General features: G+C 64.0%; 20 protein-coding genes. 11 read left to right on the forward strand and 9 right to left on the reverse strand.

What is annotated here, in order from left to right; genetic code table 11:
* The 3 genes from ACLFLU_RS12430 to ACLFLU_RS12440 all read left to right on the forward strand — a co-directional run bounded on the left by ACLFLU_RS12430 (position 1) and on the right by ACLFLU_RS12440 (position 3049).
* Positions 1-420: a hypothetical protein gene (locus tag ACLFLU_RS12430; protein ID WP_426412470.1), complete on the forward strand. Its 420-nt coding sequence runs from the start codon at positions 1-3 to the stop codon at positions 418-420.
* Positions 421-538: 118 nt separating this feature from the next.
* Complete coding sequence (locus ACLFLU_RS12435; protein WP_426412471.1) at positions 539-2104, forward strand: alkaline phosphatase D family protein; 1566 nt, start codon at positions 539-541, stop codon at positions 2102-2104.
* Positions 2105-2230: 126 nt separating this feature from the next.
* On the forward strand, positions 2231-3049 hold the full coding sequence (locus ACLFLU_RS12440; protein WP_426412472.1) for an aldo/keto reductase: 819 nt from the start codon (positions 2231-2233) through the stop codon (positions 3047-3049).
* A 71-nt stretch (positions 3050-3120) separates the two neighbouring features.
* On the opposite strand, the gene ACLFLU_RS12445 is transcribed toward ACLFLU_RS12440, so the two are convergent.
* Together ACLFLU_RS12445 and ACLFLU_RS12450 are read right to left on the reverse strand one after the other, a co-directional pair.
* Complete coding sequence (locus ACLFLU_RS12445; protein ID WP_426412473.1) at positions 3121-3339, reverse strand: hypothetical protein; 219 nt, start codon at positions 3337-3339, stop codon at positions 3121-3123.
* A 105-nt stretch (positions 3340-3444) separates the two neighbouring features.
* Complete coding sequence (locus tag ACLFLU_RS12450; protein ID WP_426412474.1) at positions 3445-3897, reverse strand: hypothetical protein; 453 nt, start codon at positions 3895-3897, stop codon at positions 3445-3447.
* A 158-nt stretch (positions 3898-4055) separates the two neighbouring features.
* Between ACLFLU_RS12450 and ACLFLU_RS12455 the strand changes: the two genes are divergently transcribed.
* Positions 4056-4334 (forward strand): helix-turn-helix domain-containing protein, encoded by a 279-nt coding sequence (locus ACLFLU_RS12455; protein WP_426412475.1) that lies wholly within the window; start codon positions 4056-4058, stop codon positions 4332-4334.
* Positions 4335-4388: 54 nt separating this feature from the next.
* Here the strand turns inward: ACLFLU_RS12455 and ACLFLU_RS12460 are convergent, their stop codons facing one another.
* The gene (locus ACLFLU_RS12460; RefSeq protein WP_426412476.1) at positions 4389-5621 is read right to left on the reverse strand and encodes a PLP-dependent aminotransferase family protein; all 1233 of its coding nucleotides are present in this window, start codon (positions 5619-5621) and stop codon (positions 4389-4391) included.
* 228 nt (positions 5622-5849) lie between these two features.
* On the reverse strand, positions 5850-6377 hold the full coding sequence (locus ACLFLU_RS12465) for a DUF3124 domain-containing protein (protein ID WP_426413975.1): 528 nt from the start codon (positions 6375-6377) through the stop codon (positions 5850-5852).
* Positions 6378-6444: 67 nt separating this feature from the next.
* Between ACLFLU_RS12465 and ACLFLU_RS12470 the strand changes: the two genes are divergently transcribed.
* From ACLFLU_RS12470 to ACLFLU_RS12485, 4 genes are all read left to right on the forward strand, one after another.
* Positions 6445-8175 (forward strand): cation:proton antiporter, encoded by a 1731-nt coding sequence (locus ACLFLU_RS12470; protein ID WP_426412477.1) that lies wholly within the window; start codon positions 6445-6447, stop codon positions 8173-8175.
* 183 nt (positions 8176-8358) lie between these two features.
* Positions 8359-9435: a 3,4-dihydroxy-2-butanone-4-phosphate synthase gene (ribB, locus tag ACLFLU_RS12475; protein ID WP_426412478.1), complete on the forward strand. Its 1077-nt coding sequence runs from the start codon at positions 8359-8361 to the stop codon at positions 9433-9435.
* Between the two features lie 162 nt (positions 9436-9597).
* Positions 9598-10812, forward strand: coding sequence for an acyl-CoA dehydrogenase (locus tag ACLFLU_RS12480; RefSeq protein WP_212323360.1), 1215 nt, complete (start codon positions 9598-9600; stop codon positions 10810-10812).
* A gap of 177 nt (positions 10813-10989) precedes the next feature.
* Positions 10990-11907 (forward strand): MBL fold metallo-hydrolase, encoded by a 918-nt coding sequence (locus tag ACLFLU_RS12485; protein ID WP_426412479.1) that lies wholly within the window; start codon positions 10990-10992, stop codon positions 11905-11907.
* A gap of 47 nt (positions 11908-11954) precedes the next feature.
* On the opposite strand, the gene ACLFLU_RS12490 is transcribed toward ACLFLU_RS12485, so the two are convergent.
* Positions 11955-12809: a DUF1499 domain-containing protein gene (locus ACLFLU_RS12490; RefSeq protein WP_426412480.1), complete on the reverse strand. Its 855-nt coding sequence runs from the start codon at positions 12807-12809 to the stop codon at positions 11955-11957.
* 204 nt (positions 12810-13013) lie between these two features.
* Positions 13014-14642: a fatty-acid--CoA ligase gene (locus ACLFLU_RS12495; RefSeq protein ID WP_426412481.1), complete on the reverse strand. Its 1629-nt coding sequence runs from the start codon at positions 14640-14642 to the stop codon at positions 13014-13016.
* Between the two features lie 65 nt (positions 14643-14707).
* Between ACLFLU_RS12495 and ACLFLU_RS12500 the strand changes: the two genes are divergently transcribed.
* The gene (locus ACLFLU_RS12500) at positions 14708-15820 is read left to right on the forward strand and encodes an extensin family protein (protein WP_426412482.1); all 1113 of its coding nucleotides are present in this window, start codon (positions 14708-14710) and stop codon (positions 15818-15820) included.
* 38 nt (positions 15821-15858) lie between these two features.
* On the opposite strand, the gene ACLFLU_RS12505 is transcribed toward ACLFLU_RS12500, so the two are convergent.
* Positions 15859-16542 (reverse strand): L,D-transpeptidase, encoded by a 684-nt coding sequence (locus tag ACLFLU_RS12505; protein WP_426412483.1) that lies wholly within the window; start codon positions 16540-16542, stop codon positions 15859-15861.
* A gap of 339 nt (positions 16543-16881) precedes the next feature.
* On the opposite strand from ACLFLU_RS12505, the gene ACLFLU_RS12510 reads away from it, so the two are divergent.
* A complete protein-coding gene (locus ACLFLU_RS12510; protein WP_426412484.1) occupies positions 16882-17859 on the forward strand; it encodes a magnesium transporter CorA family protein in 978 nt (325 codons plus the stop codon).
* A 205-nt stretch (positions 17860-18064) separates the two neighbouring features.
* Complete coding sequence (locus ACLFLU_RS12515) at positions 18065-18304, forward strand: hypothetical protein (RefSeq protein WP_426412485.1); 240 nt, start codon at positions 18065-18067, stop codon at positions 18302-18304.
* Between the two features lie 82 nt (positions 18305-18386).
* On the opposite strand, the gene ACLFLU_RS12520 is transcribed toward ACLFLU_RS12515, so the two are convergent.
* Both ACLFLU_RS12520 and ACLFLU_RS12525 read right to left on the reverse strand, forming a co-directional pair.
* On the reverse strand, positions 18387-19157 hold the full coding sequence (locus ACLFLU_RS12520) for a class I SAM-dependent methyltransferase (RefSeq protein WP_426412486.1): 771 nt from the start codon (positions 19155-19157) through the stop codon (positions 18387-18389).
* A gap of 48 nt (positions 19158-19205) precedes the next feature.
* A complete protein-coding gene (locus tag ACLFLU_RS12525; RefSeq protein ID WP_426412487.1) occupies positions 19206-19958 on the reverse strand; it encodes an SDR family NAD(P)-dependent oxidoreductase in 753 nt (250 codons plus the stop codon).
* Between the last annotated feature and the right edge of the window lie 17 nt (positions 19959-19975).

A 19975-nucleotide genomic window follows, 5' to 3' on the forward strand; every position in this document is an offset into this window, starting at 1 on the left:
GTGGTCCTGAAAAGCGTTCCTTTTGCAGTTGCCATTGCCCTCGTGCTCGCATGGGGCGGCATCGCGCGCGCTGACGACTACAAGCCTGACGAATATCTCGGTCTCGATCTCTCCACGGCAATCCTGTCGCCGAAACGGCTCGGGCCCGAGACGCAATTCGCGCCGGTCGCGCTGGAGGCGAAGGGCGGCAGCGAGGCGCAGGCCCGTGCCGAACCGGTTGACGTGCCGAAGAAGGTCGCGGCCGAACGCGTGCATGTGTCCGAACCGAAGATCGCTCACACGAAGAGCGCTCAGCCGCGTGGCGCAGCACGCACCAAGCTCGCGCATCGTCATGGCAATCCGCTCGATGCACAGGCGATGGACACCCGCATCCAGACCTGGCCGTGCCGTTCCGGCGGCATCTGCAACTGGAAGCACTGACCCGGTCCGAGACCGTCACCTCCGCGTCGCAAAACCGTCGGCGTGGAGTCAAGAAACCGTAAGCTAGCAGTCAAACGGCGCAGGCACCTTCCGTCACGATTCGACGAAGGTCTCCTGAATGGCAACGTCTCGCGCGTCGCGCGCATGGACTCGGCGGCAGTTCCTGGCCCGCTCTACGTCTTCCCTGGCCGTCGCCTCGCTCGCAAAGCCCCGTATCAGCCGCGCCGCCGACCGCCCGCAGATCGCGGGCGGCATCCAGTCGGGTGACGTTTCGGATGGCTCTGCCGTGATATGGGCGCGTGCCGACCGACCTGCGCGGATGCAGGTGGAATGCTCGACCGTCGAGAGTTTCAAGACCATCATCGCGTCAGCTTCGCGCGAGGCGTTGCCGGACGCAGACTTCACCGCAAAGCTGCTGTTCGGCGAACTGCCGCCCGGGCAGGACATCTTCTATCGCGTGCGCTTCGACGACATCGCGACGGGCATCGCCGGCGAAAGCCGCATCGGCCATTTCCGCACCGCGCCGGCTGCCGGCCAGTCAATCTCGTTCCTGTGGTCGGGCGACGTCGCCGGGCAGGGCTGGGGCATCGACATCTCGCGGGGCGGCTATCGCAGCTACCGCACCATGCTCGACAATCGTCCGGATTTCTTCATCCATTCCGGCGATCACATCTATGCCGATTGCACGATCCCGCCCGAGCAGAAGCTGCCGAACGGCGAGATCTGGCGCAACGTCGTGACCGAGGAGAAAGCGCAAGTCGCGCACACGCTGGCGCAGTTTCGCGGCAACTACAAATACAACCACCTCGATGAGGACTTCCGCGCCTTCCATGCGCAAGTGCCGATGCTCGCGCAATGGGACGATCACGAGGTCACCAACGATTGGTCGCCGACCGGCAGCTACGACGACGCCGGCTACGAGGACGACGGCACGCCGCGCCTGGTCGCGCGCGCACGCCGCGCCTTCTTCGACTTCATGCCGATCCGGGACATCGGCGCGCGGCAGGGCCGGGTCTATCGCAAGATCACCTACGGCCCGCTGCTCGACGTCTTCATGATCGACATGCGCAGCTATCGCGACGAGACCTGGAATAAGGGCGACGATCATCGCGGCTGGATTCTCGGCGGCGAGCAGCTCGCCTGGTTGAAGCGGGAGCTCGCTGCCTCGTGCGCGACCTGGAAGGTGATCGCGGCAGATTTGCCGATCGGGCTGATCAGCCTCGATGCTGTCGCGCTCGGCGACGGCCCGCCCGACCGGCGTGAGCACGAAATCGCCGATCTGCTTGCGTTCATCAAGCGCGCTTGTGTCCGCAACATCGTCTGGCTCACCGCTGACATGCACTACACCGCCGCGCATTACTACGATCCGGACAAGGCGCAATTCCAGGATTTCGAGCCGTTCTGGGAGTTCGTCTCGGGTCCGCTCCATGCCGGCACCTGGGGCCCCGGCGAGCTCGACAACACGTTCGGCCCCGTAGCGATGTACCGGAATGGGTGTAGCGAAGCCCAGGGCGAGAACCTCGCGCCCAGCTTCGGCCTGCAGTTCTTCGGCCGCGTCGACATTGACGGCACAAGCGGCGTGATGACGGTGACCCTGAAGGACGTCGACAACCGCGATCTCTGGTCCGTCGATATCGTGCCGCAGCCGCAGGCGCGTTCGGCCATGGTTGCGCAGCATTCGTGATTGGCCGCCGCGCGCCTGCCGCGTTATAGTGTCCGCTCCCGCCACCTCTTTTCCATCACCGAAGAGTCTGCTCACGCGGCATCGCCGCGCGCATCCGGCGGGCTGAAATGCTCAGGAGCCTGTTTAATGGACAATCTGAAAACACGGGGCATCAGCATGCCCAAGCTCGGCCTCGGCACCTTCCGCATGCAGGGCGATGCCTGCCGCGCCGCGGTCGAGAGCGCGCTGTCGATTGGCTATCGCCACATCGACACCGCCGAAATGTATGCCAACGAGGAGGCGATCGGCGCCGCGCTCGCGGCGGCCTCCGTGCCGCGCGGCGAGCTGCATGTCACGACAAAGGTCTGGCACGAAAATCTGGCGCCGGATGCGATCCGCCGCGCCTTCGATTCCAGCCTGAACAAGCTGAGGCTCGATCATGTCGATCTCTATCTCGTGCACTGGCCATCGAGATCGGCGAATTGGGGCGCGGTGTTCGAGACCCTGATGAAGCTGAAGGAAGAGGGGCGTACGCGCGCGATCGGCGTCGCCAATTTCACCACGGCGCTGCTCAAGATCGCGGTCGAGGACGTCAAGGCGCCGATCGCCTGCAATCAGATCGAGTATCACGCGATGCTGGATCAATCGAAGGTGCTGGCCTATCTCAAGGCCAAGTCGATCCCGCTTGTCGCTTATTGCCCGCTTGCGCAGGGGCGTTTTGCCTCGGATCCGGTGCTGGGCGAAATCGGCGCCAAGCACAATGCGAGCGCCGTGCAAGTCGCGCTGAAATGGCTGCTCGACCAGGATGGTGTTGCCGCGATCCCGAAGGCATCACGCCGCGAGAGCCAGCAGGCCAATCTGGACGCGCTGAAGATCAAGTTGGATGATGCCGACCGCAAGAAGATCGCAGCGCTGCCGAAAGACAGACGTTGCGTCAATCCCGGCTTCGCGCCGGCCTGGGATTAGTTTCGTCAGTCAGCTTTTCGAACGCAGAGAAATGGCCCCGCGAGGGGCCATTTCCATGTTTGCGTTGCGCATTAGTCCCAGTGGTGATGGCCGTGCTTGATCATCACGACACGGTCGTGATGGTGCCAGCCACGATGCCAGCCATTGTCGCGATGCTCGCGGAATTCGGCGCGAGCGCCGTACGGGCCGTGATGACCGTGGTTGACGATCACAGTCTCAGCACTTGCCAGTGTCGGCGCCGCAACCGCGAGCGCACCCAGAGCGGCAACGACATAACCAAGCTTCTTCATGATGTCCTCCTCCAACGTAATGCAATTGAGAACGGTGCATACGTGTGAACGTTCCGAAGGAACGGGAAGAGAATTCTGAATGGATATTCAGGATCAAAACGATCGTTAATCGCAGCGCTGTTGTAGAGGCGTCGGCGCACCGGTCTTGACGTATTTGCCGTCCCTGATCGTGTACTCGCCGCGCTCGCTGCGATTGTAGATCGCTCGCAGGCTACCTTGCTCTGAGAGCAACAGTCCGAACTCGCGCGTCTGCTGCAGCGAGGGGAAGTACACCATCACATTGAGCAGGCCTTCGGCGTTGACCGTGGCGGACACCACCTCGTTCTCGTCCTTGGCGTCGCCGAAATTGCGCCGGTACATCACCCGGCCGTCCTTCCGGATTTCGTAGGTCAGCAGCGCGCCCTTGTCGCGGTCGGGCCTGACAGCGCAGTCGACCGCCCACGAGCCGAGCAAGCCCCATTGCTCGACCGTCGCCGCGGGCGACTCGGCACGCGCGAGCGACGTGGACACAATCCAAAGCACCGCCGCTGCCACCCAGCGGCTCAAACAACGCGTCATGTCCCGAAAAGCCCCGCCTCGAACAATTCCAAGTTCTAGCATTCCGGGCGCGGCCGTCCATGGCAGCCGGGTAATCGCGCGCGAATTTGATCCGCGTCAATGAGGCCGTACGTGTCGGGGGTAAGATGGCGCTCCCGAAGGCGAGATTGGTGAGAGCGATGCTGAATCAGGTGATGGATTTCGCGGGCGAGGTGCTGCCGGGAAGCTGTGCGCTGCCGCCTTATTCCGAGACCGCGTTCCTGGCCGAACTGGGCGAGCGCCTGAGGTCCTCGCGCATGCGTTGCGAGCTGTCGCGCCGGGAGCTCGCCCGCCGCTCCGGGATTTCCGAGCGCTACATCGCTCAGATCGAGGCCGGCAAGGGCAACGTTTCGATCGTCCTGTTGCTGCGGCTGGCCTCCGCGATCCACGGCAGCCAGCCCCAGGCGGCTCAAGCATGATCCGGAAAAGTGCGAAGCGGTTTTCCGAAAAGATCATGCTTAAACAATAAGCCGTTAGGCGCGCTTCTCCACATTGGCGCTGCGAGCCGGCACGCCAAACTCCTTGCGGCAGACTTCCGCCAGCACGGCGACGCCTTCGCGGATCTGCTGATGCGAGGGGCTCGCAAAGCACAGCCGCAGGCGCGAGCCTGAGTGGCCTTTGTTGGTCGACCATTCCGGTCCGGGATTGATCGAGACACCGGCGGCGAGCGCAGCCTGATAGAGCTTGAGCGTATCGACCTGGTCGGGCAGCTTCACCCAAAGGAAGATGCCGCCCTTGGGCTCCTCGAATTCCGCCGCCGTCCCGAACTGCTCGTTCAGCGCCTCCATCAGCGTGTCGAGCTTGGTGCGCAGCGTCTTCGTGAGTGCCGGCACGTGGCTGGCGAAATGCGGCTTGCAATAGGTGGCGAGCACCATCTGCTCCAGCGCGCCGGAGCCGGCATCCGTCTTCAGCGCCAGCATCCGCGACATCACATCCCAGGGCGCCACGATGAAGCCGACGCGCAGGGCCGGCGCGATCGACTTCGAGAACGATCCGATATGGATCACGCCGCCGTCCTTGCTCAAGGCGTGGATCGCGGGCGGGCGCTGTCTCGACCAGACCAGGTCGGCATAGCAATCGTCCTCGAACACAGGCACGCCATATTCGGCCGACAACTGCAGCAACTCGACGCGACGCGCCTCCGGCATGATGCTGCCGGTCGGATTCTGGACGGTCGGAATGGTGTAGATGTATTTCGGCCGGATGCCGCGGCCCTTCAGCTCGGCGAGCGTCGAGGCCAGCGCATCCATGCGCATGCCGTCGTCGTCAAGGGGAATGCCGACGGTGTTGACGCCCAGCCGCGTCAGCCGCTGCAGCGCTCCCTGGTACGTCTCTTGCTCGACGATCACGGTGTCGCCGCGCGAAAGCAGCGTGTTGTTGACGAGGTCGAGCGCCTGGAGCGAGCCGGAGACGATCATGAGATCGTCGACCGTGCAGCTGATGCCGGCATCGCGCTTCAGTTTTGTCACCAGGAATTCGCGCAGGGGCAGGTAACCCTGCGGGCCATGCGCAAGCCCGTAAGTCGCGAGCGACCGGCCCTCGCGTCGCAGGGCCTGATTGGCAGCCTCGATCAGCTCGTCGAGAGGCACCTGCTCGGAATCGTTGTTGCCGCCGACAAAGCTGTATTTGGCAAGGCCCGTCCAGCGCGCAGAAGGGGCCGGCAGCCCTGCGGGAAACAGGGGCGCGAAATCGAAGCTGGACGTCATGGGAGCGTTCCTCGTTGTTTTTTTATTGAGCGGCCGGCCTGGTCCCGACCGGGCGCCGCGATTTCGATGATGTCATCATGCCAGTGTTTTGCCCGACGGGTCAAACAAAATTCGTAAAATCCGCATCCTCATCGCGCGTGTCAACATGGCATTGATTTTTGCTGGGCGTGGCTACTGTGCATGGGGTTGTTTTCGTGTTTTCGATCTGCGGTCGCGACAGCGCTCGCTTCACTTCTTGCCGGCCGTCCGGGTCGGACGTCCCTGGCTGATGAAAGCGTAATGCGCATTGGCGACGCCGCCAACCATCAAGGCCTCGACCACCGGCTCGGCGATCTCGCCTGTGGCGGCCCAGTCGACGATGAAATTGGCTCCGGTCCCGCCGCGCACGTCTTCGGTCGGAATGAAAATCGAGATGGTCGCGAGCGGCTTTATCGCGACCGGCGCCTTCAAATAGCTCTCGACCTGCTTGCCGGCCGTGTCGAAATAGGCGATCCGCTTGACCACCAGTGCTTGCGTCTCGGAGGCGTTGTGGACGCTCAGGGTCACCGAGAAATCGACCCGCAGCTTGCCCTGGCTCATGGTGACGCTGGAATAGGCCGGTACGTAGAAGCCGCCGGAGACGCCGAGATCCTCCTTCGGCACCGCAGTCAGCGAATCGGCAAAGTTTTGCTCGATATTGACCTTTGGCTGCGCGAGCGCTGGCTGCGCGAAGGCGAGCGGGCATAGCAGCATTGCAGCGGCGAGCCCCATCAGCATGTGACGAATTGCTCGCTTGCCGCGCTGCACTCGGTCTCTAGGGTGCGACGAAACGGACCGATCTGGCATGCACGAGCTCATTCGCGACATCACTCTCTGTATCCTGTTTGCCTGGATGCTGGGCCTGCTCGCCCATTTCTCCCGGCAACCGCTGATCCTGGCTTACCTTATCGCCGGCTTCTGCATAGGTCCATTCGGCGCCGGCTGGGTCAAGTCGCAGGAATCGATCAGCGTCATCTCCGAGCTCGGCCTGATCTTCATGCTGTTCATGATCGGGCTCGAGATCGACCTGAAGAAGATCGTGCGGGCGGGCAAGGTGATCCTGTTCGCGGCCGGCGGCCAGCTGATCGGCGGCTGCCTGCTCGGCATCCTGTTCTTCGTCGGCATTGGGCTTTCGCTCGGCGGCGGCCATTTCGATGCGCTCTATCTCTGCATTGCCTGCGCGCTCTCCTCAACCGTCATCATCGTCAAGGTGCTCTACGAGAAACGCGAGCTCGACACCTTGCCCGGCCGCATCACGCTCGGCGTGCTGGTGCTTCAGGACATCTTCGCCATCCTGTTCCTGGCGGTGCAGCCGAGTCTGGCCAATCTGCAAGTCAGCGTCATCCTGCTCTCGATCGGCCGCGTCGCGGTGCTGGTCGCAGCCGCGCTGCTGGTCAGCCGCTATGTGCTGCCGCGCCTGTTCCACCAGATCGCGCGCCGCCCCGAGCTGATCCTGCTCGGGGCGCTGGCCTGGTGCTTTCTCGTCGCCGAGACTGCCGAGCAGCTCTCGCTCTCGCGCGAGATGGGCGCGCTGATCGCCGGCGTCTCGCTCTCGACCTTTCCTTACGCGCTCGACGTCACCGCCAAGGTCACGACGCTGCGCGACTTCTTCATCACGCTGTTCTTCGTGGCGCTGGGCATGACCATTCCCGTGCCCGGCCTCTCGGTGATCGGGCTGGCCTTGATGATTGCCGCGTTCACGGTGGTGAGCCGCCTCGTCACCACCTTCACTCCGCTCTATCTGATGAAGCAGGGTCTGCGCGCGAGCCTGCTGCCCGCGATCAACCTGGCGCAGATCTCCGAGTTCTCGCTGGTGGTGATCCAGACCGGCGTCGCCGACAATCACATCGCTCCGGAGACGGCGAATGCGGCCTCCTTCGCCTTCGTGGTGCTGGCCGTGCTCTCGACCTTCGTCATGACGCGCAGCGATGAGATCACCCGCTGGGCCATCGGCCCGCTCAAGCGGATCGGCTTGCGCGATCTCGACCATGGCAACGGCCACGCCGAGGAGGGCGGCGAAGGCGGCCACGGCGAAGCGCGCCGCATCGTCATCCTCGGCTTTTTCCGCAGCGCGAGCGCGCTGCTGGCCGAGATCGAACGGCAGACACCGGTGCTGCTGGAGCAGATCACGGTGATCGACTTCAACCCCAATGTGTACCAGACTCTGCTTTCGCGCGGCCTGCACGTGATCTATGGCGACATCAGCAGCGCTGACACGCTGCTCCATGCCGGGATCGGCAAATCCGAGATGATCATCCTTAGCGTGCCGGATGCGCTGCTGAAGGGCGCCAGCAACGAGAAGCTGGTCCGCCACGTCCGCACCCTCAACCCCAAAGCCCTGATCGTCGCCACCGCCGATCTCCTCTCCGACGTCGGCGAGCTCTACGCGGCCGGCGCCAGCTATGTCACCGTGACCCGGCTCAGTGACGCCCATGAATTGTTTACGGTGATCGAGGCCGCCCAGGCCGGCCTGTTGGACGACAAGCGCGCCGAGCTCGATGCTCGGCTTGGCGAGCGGCGCGAAGTTCTGCCCTGAGGGCACCCGGCTGCCTTCCGCCCGGGCCGCCGGCGCCTATATCCCTGGTATCTTCGGTGCAAGCCTCGTTAGCAGGTCTGCCTCCGGACATGTGCGGTTGCGTCCAGGACACTAGCGCCGGAGCCCAAGTCCGGCTAAGGCGTCCGGCTAAGCCTCCGGCCCATAACCGATAGAGATTGGGAAATGCCCGATACCGTTCAGGAAGTCTTGCAGGCCTTTGCCCGGGGCGAGCTCGTCGTCGTGACCGACGACGAGGATCGCGAGGGCGAGGGCGATCTGATCGTCGCCGCCTCATTCTGCACAGCGGAAAAGATGGCCTTCATCATCCGCCACACCTCCGGCATCGTCTGTGCGCCGATCACCACCGAGGATGCGCGCCGGCTGCGGCTCGATCCGATGGTCGCCCACAACGATTCCGCCCACACGACAGCCTTCACGGTCTCGATCGATTACAAGCCCGACGGCGGCACCGGCATCTCGGCCGAGGAGCGCGCCTCCTGCTGCCGTGCGCTGTCCAATCCCAATGCCGGCGCCAACGACTTCGCCCGTCCGGGCCACATCTTCCCGCTGATCGCCAAGGACGGCGGCGTGCTCCTGCGCTCCGGCCATACCGAGGCCGCGGTCGATCTCTGCAAGCTCTCGGGGCTCCCGCCGGTCGGCGTCATCAGCGAATTGATGAACGACGACGGCAGCGTGATGAAGGGCGAGCAGGTCGCCCAGTTCGCCGCCAAGCACAAGCTGAAGCACGTCACCATCGCCGACATGATCGCCTATCGCCAGGCGCGCGAAAAGCTGATCGAGCGGGTCTCGACCTTCACCACCGAAAGCCCGATCGGGCCGCTTCAGGGCTACGCCTACCGTTCGCCGTTCGATTCCATCGCCCATGTCGCCTTCGTCTACAACGGCGTTGGTGACGGCAAGAATGTGCTGACGCGCTTCCACAAGCCGAACATCGTCAAGGACACCTTTACCGGCCACAAGCGCATGGCGGTCGTGCTCGAACATTTCAAGAAGTCCGGCCGCGGCGTGCTGGTCTATCTGCGCGATGGCGCGGCAGGCGTGCCCGTGGCCCCGCTGCCTGATGAGAGCGCGACGGAAGCCGACCGCAACCGCCAGTGGCGCGAAGTCGGCGTCGGCGCGCAGATCCTGCGCGATCTCGGCGTCACCTCGATCCGCCACCTCACCTCGTCGGTGCATGACTACAAGGGCCTGTCGGGCTTCGGCATCGAAATCGTCGCCAACGAGCAGCTTGAAAGCTAGCGCTGTCATTCCGGGGTGCGCGAAGCGCATCCCCCGGCGCGCGCGACACGCATCCGCGGGATTCACGCAGACCCGTACTTCTGCAACGCAATTGCACTTGTTGCCGCGGCGCATTAATTTGTCCGGCAATTTTTAGACGGAACCAGACCGAAAGGACGTTTCATGAGCGTGCGCCCTCAGACCAAGGACAAGCCGGCTGCGGCTTCCTTCCAGTGGGACGATCCGTTCCTGCTCGACGAGCAGCTGACCGAAGACGAGCGCATGGTGCGCGACACGGCGCGCGCCTACGCCCAGGACAAGCTGCTGCCGCGCGTCACCAAGGCCTATCTGGAAGAGAAGACCGACCGCGAGATCTTCAACGAGATGGGCGAGCTCGGCCTGATCGGCATCACGCTGCCGGAGGAATATGGCTGCGCCAATGCGAGCTACGTGGCTTATGGCCTCGTCGCGCGCGAGATCGAGCGGGTTGATTCCGGCTATCGTTCGATGAACTCGGTGCAGTCCTCGCTGGTGATGTACCCGATCTACGCCTACGGCGACGAGAACCAGCGCAAGAAGTACCTGCCGAAGCTCGCCAGCGGCGAGTGGGTCGGCTGCTTCGGCCTGACCGAGCCCGACGCCGGCTCCGACCCGGCCGGCATGAAGACCCGCGCCGAGAAGGTCTCCGACGGCTATCGCCTGACCGGCAGCAAGATGTGGATCTCGAACGCGCCGATCGCCGACGTGTTCGTGATCTGGGCGAAGTCGGCCGAGCACGACAACCAGATCCGTGGCTTCGTGCTGGAGAAGGGCATGAAGGGCCTCTCTGCGCCGAAGATCGGAAGCAAGCTCAGCTTGCGCGCTTCCATCACCGGCGAGGTCGTGATGGACGGCGTCGTGGTGCCGGAAAGCGCGCTGCTGCCCAACGTCTCCGGCCTGAAGGGTCCGTTCGGCTGCCTCAACCGCGCCCGCTACGGCATCTCCTGGGGCGCGCTCGGCGCCGCTGAGGACTGCATGCATCGCGCCCGCCAGTATACGCTCGACCGCAAGCAGTTCGGCAAGCCGCTCGCTGCGACCCAGCTGGTGCAGAAGAAGCTCGCCGACATGGAAACCGAGATCGCGCTCGGCCTCCAGGGCTCGTTGCGCGTCGGTCGCCTGATGGACGAGGGCAAGTTCGCGCCCGAGATGATCTCGATCATGAAGCGCAACAATTGCGGCAAGGCGCTCGACATCGCCCGCGTTGCCCGCGACATGCACGGCGGCAACGGCATTTCGGCCGAGTACCACGTGATGCGCCACGTCCATAACCTCGAGACGGTCAACACCTACGAGGGCACCCACGACGTCCACGCCCTGATCCTGGGCCGCGCGATCACGGGCATTCAGGCGTTCTTCTGAGTGAGTGACCTCCGCGTGGGTTGCGACTGAACTCTCCAAGTGCGTCATGGCCGGGCAAAAGCGCGAAGCGCGTCTTCGCGCTAGATGTCCCGGCCATCCACGTCTTGGCCGCCAGAAAGAACGTGGATGCCCGGCACAAGGCCGGGCATGACGAAGTCAGCAAGGTATGAGCCAGCCATGTCCGACAACGACGACGTCCCGTTCAACCGCAACTTTCCGCTCAAGGCCGGTGTCGTCGAGGAAGTCCGCCCCGGCGTGCGGCGGGTGCTCTGCAACAATCCGAGCCCGTTCACCTTCACCGGTACCGTCAGCTACATCGTAGGCACCGGCAACGTCGCGATCATCGATCCCGGTCCCGACGATGAGGCTCACGCGGCCGCGCTGCTCGACGCCGTGCGCGGCGAGACGGTGACCCATATCTTCGTCACCCACACCCACCGCGACCACTCGCCCAATACACCCCGGATCAAGCAGGCGACCGGCGCGCCGGTTTATGCCGAGGGCCCGCACCGCGCCTCGCGGCCCCGCTTCGAGAGCGAGAAGCACAATCCGGAATCCGGCTCCGATCGCGACTTCGTTCCCGATGTCAGGATCGCTCACGGCGACGTCGTCGAAGGCGCCGGCTGGCGGCTCGAGGCCGTGGCGACGCCCGGCCATACTGCCAACCACCTCGCCTTCGCCTGGCCCGAACGAAAGTTCAACTTCGTCGGCGATCACGTTATGGGCTGGTCGACTTCGATCGTGGCGCCGCCCGACGGGTCGATGATCGACTATATGGAATCGCTCGATCGGCTCGCTGCGCGCGAGGAGGATCTGTATTTCTCCGGTCACGGTCCGGAGATCCCGGAGGGCCAGCGCTTCGTGCGTTTCCTGATCCGCCACCGCAAGGCGCGCGAGGCCTCGATCCTGCACCGCCTCGCCAAGGGCGAGACGGATATCCCGACCATGGTGCGCGCGATCTATATCGGCATCGATCCGCGGCTGACGACGGCCGCCGGCTATTCCGTGCTGGCGCATCTGGAGGACCTCGTCGCGCGCGGCGTTGTCGCGACGGACGGCGATCCCGTGATCGCCGGGACGTATCGGATGGCTTAGGGGCGAATGGCGAATACGCGCTATTCGCTACTCACCATTCGCCAATCTCACTTCTTCACTGTCTTTGCCGGCGCCTTCGGCGGCGCGACCGGGGTCTTCTTCACCGGCTTCAGCGCGTCGGCGTCGGCGGCGGTGTTGAGGTCGTCGATGAATTTCGTCACGCGCGCCGCGTTGCTGCCGAGATCGCTCTCGAAATAGCGCGATGCGGAGCGGATATCGACGCGGGAATCGTCGCCGTCAGGCACGACCCTGATCGAGATGTCCTCGCGAAAGCCCATGATCGGCGTGCGTGCCACCGCCTCGATGCGGCCCATGCGGCGCGGTGGCTGCGGCTCGCGTTCGTCGATGACGGTCCATTTGCGCTTGATGACGAGCTGGCGCGCGATCGCATAGGCGCGGTCAACGGGGATCTCGAGCTCGATCGGCTCGATGTCGGGATAGAACTGGCGCTGCTGCTCGGCCGAATAGAGACCGGCATAGACGGCGGTGTTGGTGCCGTCGCCGGTGCGAAGGCGCGACAGCGCGTCGAAGCGCGGCGGGTCGATCGGGTCGGTGGTGATGTCGTGGATCGGCGGCAGCTTGCGGTACAGCAGGGCTTGATACGCGGGATAGGCGAGAATCGCCCCGTCGATCAGGAGGGCAAGCAGGATGCGCGCCATGCCGCGCGAGCCGTTCTGCCAGATCGCGGCAAAGCCGGCGAGGCCGAACAGGATGGAAAGTCCGGCTATCGCGAGCCCGCCGAAGAAGGTGGCCAGCGCCGGCTTCATCTCCAGGAAGTCGAAACGGACGATGATGATCGATACCACGACCGCCACCACCGCAAACACGGCCAGATTGCGCGCCCAGCTCGCGAGGCTGGACACGGGCTCCGATTGATAGGGAGCGGAAAACCTGCGGGCCATCGGGTGAGCTCTGCCGGAGTCTTGGGGCTTGCCGGCCGATTTGGCGCGACGATGAGCCGTTGAGACCACGGCCCGGAGGCAAATTCAAGAGTTCCGCGGGCTCTTGCATCGTCATGGTCCGGCTTGTTCCGGCCATCCACGCCATTCTTGCAGCCCAAGACGTCGATGCCCGGGAAGCAGCCCGGGCATGACGGTGGTGGTGATTTACGCTGCCGCGTTCGGGAAGCGGTATTCCTTGAACTGGTCGCGCAGCGCGGTCTTCAGGATCTTGCCGGTCGCGGTATGCGGGATGCCGTCGACGAAGGCGACGTCGTCGGGCATCCACCATTTGGCGATCTTGCCGTCCATGTATTTCAGGATGTCGTCGCGCGTGGCCTGCTGGCCCTGCTTGAGCTGCACGATCAGCAGTGGCCGCTCGTCCCATTTGGGGTGGAAGACGCCGATCACAGCGGCCTCCGCCACGGCCGGGTGGCCGACCGCGAGGTTCTCGAGGTCGATCGAGGAGATCCACTCGCCGCCGGACTTGATCACGTCCTTGGAGCGGTCAGTGATCCGCATATAGCCGCCCTCGTCGATGGTCGCGACGTCGCCGGTGTCGAAGAAGCCCTCCTCATCGAGGATGTTGGCATCGAGACGGAAGTAGGCCTTGGCGACGGCCGGGCCCGAGACCTTGAGGCGGCCAAAGGTCTTGCCGTCCCAGGGCAGCTCCTTGCCGGCATCGTCGGTGATCTTCATTTCGACCGCGAACGGCGCATAGCCCTGCATCTGCAGCACGTCGAGACGCGCATCGCCGGTCGCGTTCTGGAACGGCGGCTTGAGCGCCGAGACGCTGCCGATCGGGCTCATCTCGGTCATGCCCCAGGCGTGACGGACGTTGGAGCCCATGTCGAGGAAGGCCTTGATCATCGAGCGCGGCATCGCCGAGCCGCCGCAAATCACCATCTTCAGCTCCGGCAGCTTCAGATTATTGGCGGTCATGTGTTGAAGCAGCATCAGCCACACCGTCGGCACGCCGGCGGTGTGCGTCACCTTCTCGGTGGAAAGCAGCTCGTAGACCGAGGCGCCGTCGAGCTTCGGCCCGGGCATCACCAGCTTGGTGCCCTGCGAGGGCGCGGAGAAGGCGATGCCCCAGCTGTTGGCATGGAACAGCGGAACCACCGGCAGCATCGTCTCCGATGCGCTGGTGCCGAGCGCGTCGACGTTGTTGGCCATCAGCGCGTGCAGCACGTTGGAGCGATGCGAATACAGCACGCCCTTCGGATCGCCGGTCGTGCCGGAGGTGTAGCACATCGCGGCCGCCGTGTTCTCGTCAAAGTCCTTCCATTTGAATTTGCCGTCGGCCTCGGCGATCCAGTCCTCGTAGGCCACGACGTTCTTCAACGTGGTCTCGGGCAGATGCGCCTTGTCGGTGAGGATGATGTACCGTTCGACGCTCGGCAGCTTGTCGGCGAGCTTTTCCAGCACGGGGACGAAGGTGAGGTCGACCATCACGATGCGGTCCTGCGCATGGTTGATGATCCAGGCGATCTGCTCGGGGAAAAGCCGGGGATTGACGGTATGGCAGATGGCGCCGATGCCCATGATGCCGTACCAGACCTCGAGATGGCGCCAGGTGTTCCAGGCGATCGTGGCGACGCGGTCGCCGAGCTTGATGCCGTCGCGCTCCAGCATCTGCGAGACCTTGAGCGCGCGCTGGTGGATTTCGGCGTAGGTGGTGCGATGGATCGGTCCCTCGACCGATCGTGTCACGACCTCCTGCTTGCCATGAATCTTGGCGGCGTGTTCGATGATCCGGTGGCAGAGCAGGGGCCAATCTTGCATCAAGCCGAGCATTCAGACGTTCCTCCGAGAAGTCGCTGGGCGCGTTATCGCTCTCAGCGCAGGGCCAAAGAATTGTCATGAGTTTTAGCCTGCCGGACTTTCGCCGCAAATGGTCTTGTCGCGGCAATATGTCCGTCCGCGCGGTAATGGTTACCGCTGCGCTGGGACTAACGCTTGTGCTCGCGGATCGGGCGGAGGCGCGAAACTATGCTGCGCCGCTCGATATCTTTGGTCTTGGTAGACCACGGCCGCGCGGGAGCGCTCATTCGGCCAAGATACCGCTACCAAAGCCTCGCCCCGAGGAGGCCCCCAAAGCAACGGACGGGGCCGCGCCGGAGACCGATGGCAAGCCTTCGCCAGACAAGCCTTCCCCGGATAAGCCCAGCAAGCCGGCCGAGGGCGCGCCGCCGCCCGAGAAGCAGCTCTCGGCCTGCCGTATTGCGCTGACCGAGGAGATCGCGGTCGCGCCATCCATTCCCGATATCCATGGCCCCGGCGCCTGCGGCGGCGAGGATCTGGTGCGGCTGGAAGCGATTGTGCTGCCGGACAAGCGCAAGGTCGCAGTCAAGCCGGCGGCAATCCTCCGCTGCACCATGGCGTCAGCCATCGCCGATTGGGTCCGCACCGATATGGTGCCGCTGGCCGCGAGCCTCCGCTCGACCATCACCGACCTCGACAATTTCGACAGTTTTGAGTGCCGCGGCCGCAACCGCATCGTCGGCGCGATGCTGTCCGAGCACGGCAAGGCCAACGCGCTCGACGTGCGCTCGCTCAAGCTCGCCAACGGCCAGTCGATCAGCCTGACCGACCGCACCATGTCGCGCGACGTGCGCGAGCGCGTGCTGCATTCGGTCTGCTCGCGCTTTTCCACGGTGCTCGGCCCCGGCTCGGACTGGTACCACGAGGACCACATCCACCTTGATCTGGCGCAGCGTCGCAACGACTACCGAATCTGCCAGTGGAACGTTTGGGACCCATTGCCCCAGGTTGCGCCCCTGCTGCCGGCCGAGCGCCCCGAGGAGGCGCCGCCCCGCGAGGTCGCGGCCAAGTCGGAGGGCGCCAAGGATGACGTCAAGGATGGCCCGAAGGATGGGGCTGAAGATCAGGCGAGCGCGAAACCTGCCGCGCCGCCGGACAAGCCGGCAGCCGACTCCGGCAAGAGCAAGCCGGCAGCAAAAAAGCGCCGGTGAAACCGGCGCTTTTTAAAAGCTTGAGGCAAAAGTCCCGCTTAGTAGGAGCTGGTGCCGCCGCCGCCACCCTGGAGCGCAAGGCGCGAGTTGTACGGCGAGTCGCCATGCTTCGGCTCGAGCACCACGACGATGGTGCCGAGCTTGACGCGGCCGTAGAGGTCGATTGCGTCCTCGTTGGTCAGGCGGATGCAGCCCGACGAGATCGAGGCGCCGATATATTCCGGCTGGTTGGTGCCGTGAATGCGGAACAGCGTGTCCTTGCCGCCGGAGTAGAGATACAACGCGCGGGAGCCCATCGGATTGTCCGGACCAGGCGCGACATAGGTCGGAACGCCCAGGCGCGAAATCTCGCCCGGGGTCGGATGCCAGGCCGGCCACTCGGTCATGCTGCCGACCTTGGCGATACCGGACCAGGCCATGGCCTCTTCGCCGACGGTGATGCCGTAGCGGATCGCCTTGCCGCCATCCATCACGTAATAAAGGTAGTGGTTGTCGGAATCGACCACGATCGAGCCCGGCGATTCCTTGCGGTGATAATCGACGATGGCGCGGCGGAAGGGCTCAGCGACCGGGGTGTTCTCGTACCGGATCTTGGCGAGCAGTTCCTTGTCCTTCGGCTTGAAATTCTGCGTGTTGGTCGCCTCGAAGTGCGTGGACTGCATGCAGCCCGACAGCATGAAGCCGGCGGCCAAAATACCAAGCGTAACTTTCAGCGACGACATGATTTGGTTCCAATCGAAAACAAAAAGCTTTCGCGGGGCTTGAGCCAAGCTCAATTCCACGACTCCTTGGCCTCTATTATCGTTGAAATCTGCCACAATTCCAGCTTTTCGGGGCTTGTCCCGCGCTGCGAGACCCAACCTGTGGCTTTTTTGCCGCAATTTTTGCAGCCATGGGCTGGATTTTGGGCGCGGAATTCCGGACTGTCGATTCCATGCCACAGTTGGGCCATGCCGTCGCCACAAATGCGGACGCTCCGTTAATGTGCTTGTCATCATGAACTTGTCAGAATCGCGCTAAGGGCCTGTCATTCTGTCGCAGGCCGCCTCCTGGAGTTGTTCATGTTTTCTGTGTTCGTTCCCACCGACTCCTCCCTAAAGAAGGCCGTTGTCGACGATCTCGCCGTTGTGCCGGAGCACGCGGTGTGGGTTGACCTGGTCAACCCGACCGCGGCCGAGGACAAGGCCGTGGAGCGGCTCCTGGGGATCGTGATCCCGACCCGGGAAGACATGCAGGAGATCGAGATCTCCAGCCGCCTCTATATCGAGAACAGCGCGCGCTACATGACCGCGACGCTGATGTGCCACTCCGACACCGACATGCCCCGGACCACGGCGGTGACCTTCATCCTCGGCGACCATCGCCTGGTCACGGTGCGCTACGACCAGCCCAAGCCGTTCGCCCTGGTCGAGGCCAAGCTGGCCCGCTCCTGCACGCCGGCCATCACCGGCGAGATGGTGCTGATGGAACTCCTCGACGCCGTGATCGACCGCTGTGCCGACATTCTGGAGCGCTGCGGTGCCGAGATCGACCAGGTCTCGCACGACATCTTCGAGCCCGAGAGCGAGCGCCACGGCCATGCCAAGCAATATTCGCAGATCCTGATCTCGATCGGACGCAAGGGCGATCTGACCTCCAAGGTTCGCGAGAGCCTGGTGTCGATCGGCCGCGTCGTCGCCTTCCTCTCGGCGGTGGTGGAAGGCGTGAAATGGTCGAAGGACATGCGCGAGCAGCTCAAGACCATGCAGCGCGACGTCGTCTCGCTGACCGACCACGCCTCCTATCTCTCCAGCAAGATCACCTTCGTGCTCGACGCCATGCTCGGTGTCGTCAATCTCGAGCAGAACAACATCATCAAGCTGTTTTCGGTCATGGCTGTTGTCCTGATGCCGCCGACGCTGATCGCCTCGGTCTATGGCATGAACTTCAAGTCGATGCCGGAACTCGAATGGGCACACGGTTATCCGTTTGCGCTGGTGTTCATGCTGTTCGCCGCGATCGTTCCGTACTGGATCTTCAAGTGGAAGAAGTGGCTGTGATTTCTGCGTGCTCGGAAAATAGCTACCGAGACCTTACACCGGCCGCAGAGACAGGGCCGATGGTGTCGCAGAATAGAGCGCCATTGCGGCTGCGCGGTGATGCGTGTGCTGTGCCCCAATTCCTCCGGTAAAATTTGAGTAGTAGGCTGAACGTTTGCGCGAAACTTGTCTGCGATAAGCAGCGGGTTAGCCGCGAGGAACAGCCATGGTTGAAAAACACATAACGACGCCCCCCCGCAACGTCATCGACCTGACAAGCTATCGTCAGGCCGTGGCGAGCGGCAAGGCGCCGTCGTTGTCGGCACGCATGTGCCGGCACTGTGGTGCTCCGCTGCTCGATGGCGAGAACGATGACGATTGCTCGACTGCATTCAACGCTGCCGCCGCTCCAAGTGCTGCAGCTTTGAGGCTACGCGAACGGTCGCGTCGGATTCGAGTCGATTGAGGAGTGGAAGGAAGGGCGGGCGATCCAGTCTTGCGGCGGCGTTGTCTGGATCGCCTTGCTTCTCGCCTTTTGCAGCAATGATCTAGCGCTTCACGATCTGCGCCGTCGAGACGATGGTCTCGGCGATGGCGCCATCGCGGCTGAACGATGCCAGATGGCTCTCGACGTCGCGCAACATCGCCTCGACATTGTCGCCCAACGCTTCCGGTGAGGACGACGAATAGGTGAGGGTGCGTTGCGCCAGATCCTGCATGCTGACCGTGTGGCTGGTCTCGACCGTGACGAGCTCGGTGGGCGCAAAGGCGCTGCCGCGGAAGAACGCGGGAAGGTCGCGATGGGTCCGTGTGCCTTTGCCGGCTTCCTCCCAGAGCTTCGCGGGTGACCAGCGGCGGCGGATCTCGTTGTAGCCATCAAGCCATGGGTTGCGGCCGTCGGTGACCGAGAACGAGGCGCAGATCAGGATCGCGCCGTCACGCGTGACCAATCCATCGAGCCGCGCAAGCGTCGCGTCGCGATCCATCCAATGTAGCGCGCGGCCGATCGTGACGATGTCGAACGTGCCGATCTCTGGGATGAGCGTTTCGGCCTTGCCTTCGATCAGCGTGAGCGTGTGGCCCGCGCGCGCCGCCGCCTGCCGCGCAGCCTCGAGCATCGCGGGTTCAGGGTCGACCGCGACGATGCGACCGGCATAGGGCGCAAAGCCGAGCGCGAGCAGCCCGGGACCGGTGCCCAGATCGATCAAGGCGCATCGTTCGGAGAGGCCGAGCTTGTGCGCGACGCTGCGAAAGAACTCGCCCGGGTAGGGCGGCCGCAAGTGCTCGTAAGTTGACGCCGTGCTCGCAAACCGGCCCATGGATCACCTGACGTATCACTTGACGTATCACTTGGCGCGTCACCTGGCCTAGACGTGCTGGCCGCCGTTGATGTGGATCTCGGCGCCGTTCACGTAGGAGCTGGTGTCGGTGCACAGCACGTAGATGATCTTGGCGACCTCGTCAGGCGTGCCGAGCCGGTGCATCGGGATCTGCTGGTCGACGATCTTCTCGGTGCCCGGCGACAGGATCGAGGTGTCGATCTCGCCCGGCGCGATCGCGTTGACGCGCACGCCGACGCGGCCGAAGTCCGAGGCCATCTCGCGCGTCAGGGACGCGAGTGCGGCCTTGGAGGTCGCATACGCCGCGCCCGCGAAGGGATGCACACGCGAGCCTGCGATCGAGGTGACGTTCACGACCGAGCCCTTGGCCGCCTTCAGTTCCTCGATTAAGCCGCGCGCGATCATGATCGGCGCGAAGAAATTGACGTGGAAGACGTGCGTCCAGGTGTCGAGGTCGGTGTCGACCGAGCCGAGCCTGGAGCCGCCGGGACCTTTCGGCGAGATCGCGGCATTGTTGACCAGGGCGTGCAGCATCCCGCCTTCGAGGCGGTCGCGGATGTCGGAGATCGCGCGCGTGGTGTCCGCGGGATTGCCGAGATCGACCTGGATGTGATCCTCGGGGCCCGCATCCCACGGGCAATCCTCCGGAAAGGGATGCCGCGAGCAGGTGATGACGCGCCATCCCGCCGACGAGAAGCGGATCACGGTGGCGTGGCCGATACCGCGACTCGCTCCGGTCAGGAGCAGCGTGCGGCGCGGCGCATTGGACGAATGCGGCATGGACATCTTTCAGGTCG

The organism is Bradyrhizobium ganzhouense (genome assembly GCF_049949285.1).
In the GTDB taxonomy this organism is placed as follows: Bacteria; Pseudomonadota; Alphaproteobacteria; order Rhizobiales; family Xanthobacteraceae; genus Bradyrhizobium; species Bradyrhizobium ganzhouense.

Bases quoted from the DNA above. Each gene is read 5' to 3' on its own strand.
- ACLFLU_RS12435 (WP_426412471.1), top strand. From the start codon at position 539: ATGGCAACGTCTCGCGCGTCGCGCGCATGGACTCGGCGGCAGTTCCTG.
- ACLFLU_RS12440 (WP_426412472.1), top strand. From the start codon at position 2,231: ATGGACAATCTGAAAACACGGGGCATCAGCATGCCCAAGCTCGGCCTC.
- ACLFLU_RS12445 (WP_426412473.1), bottom strand. From the start codon at position 3,339: ATGAAGAAGCTTGGTTATGTCGTTGCCGCTCTGGGTGCGCTCGCGGTT.
- ACLFLU_RS12450 (WP_426412474.1), bottom strand. From the start codon at position 3,897: ATGACGCGTTGTTTGAGCCGCTGGGTGGCAGCGGCGGTGCTTTGGATT.
- ACLFLU_RS12455 (WP_426412475.1), top strand. From the start codon at position 4,056: ATGCTGAATCAGGTGATGGATTTCGCGGGCGAGGTGCTGCCGGGAAGC.
- ACLFLU_RS12460 (WP_426412476.1), bottom strand. From the start codon at position 5,621: ATGACGTCCAGCTTCGATTTCGCGCCCCTGTTTCCCGCAGGGCTGCCG.
- ACLFLU_RS12465 (WP_426413975.1), bottom strand. From the start codon at position 6,377: ATGCTGATGGGGCTCGCCGCTGCAATGCTGCTATGCCCGCTCGCCTTC.
- ACLFLU_RS12470 (WP_426412477.1), top strand. From the start codon at position 6,445: ATGCACGAGCTCATTCGCGACATCACTCTCTGTATCCTGTTTGCCTGG.
- ribB (WP_426412478.1), top strand. From the start codon at position 8,359: ATGCCCGATACCGTTCAGGAAGTCTTGCAGGCCTTTGCCCGGGGCGAG.
- ACLFLU_RS12480 (WP_212323360.1), top strand. From the start codon at position 9,598: ATGAGCGTGCGCCCTCAGACCAAGGACAAGCCGGCTGCGGCTTCCTTC.
- ACLFLU_RS12485 (WP_426412479.1), top strand. From the start codon at position 10,990: ATGTCCGACAACGACGACGTCCCGTTCAACCGCAACTTTCCGCTCAAG.
- ACLFLU_RS12490 (WP_426412480.1), bottom strand. From the start codon at position 12,809: ATGGCCCGCAGGTTTTCCGCTCCCTATCAATCGGAGCCCGTGTCCAGC.
- ACLFLU_RS12495 (WP_426412481.1), bottom strand. From the start codon at position 14,642: ATGCTCGGCTTGATGCAAGATTGGCCCCTGCTCTGCCACCGGATCATC.
- ACLFLU_RS12500 (WP_426412482.1), top strand. From the start codon at position 14,708: ATGAGTTTTAGCCTGCCGGACTTTCGCCGCAAATGGTCTTGTCGCGGC.
- ACLFLU_RS12505 (WP_426412483.1), bottom strand. From the start codon at position 16,542: ATGTCGTCGCTGAAAGTTACGCTTGGTATTTTGGCCGCCGGCTTCATG.
- ACLFLU_RS12510 (WP_426412484.1), top strand. From the start codon at position 16,882: ATGTTTTCTGTGTTCGTTCCCACCGACTCCTCCCTAAAGAAGGCCGTT.
- ACLFLU_RS12515 (WP_426412485.1), top strand. From the start codon at position 18,065: ATGGTTGAAAAACACATAACGACGCCCCCCCGCAACGTCATCGACCTG.
- ACLFLU_RS12520 (WP_426412486.1), bottom strand. From the start codon at position 19,157: ATGGGCCGGTTTGCGAGCACGGCGTCAACTTACGAGCACTTGCGGCCG.
- ACLFLU_RS12525 (WP_426412487.1), bottom strand. From the start codon at position 19,958: ATGCCGCATTCGTCCAATGCGCCGCGCCGCACGCTGCTCCTGACCGGA.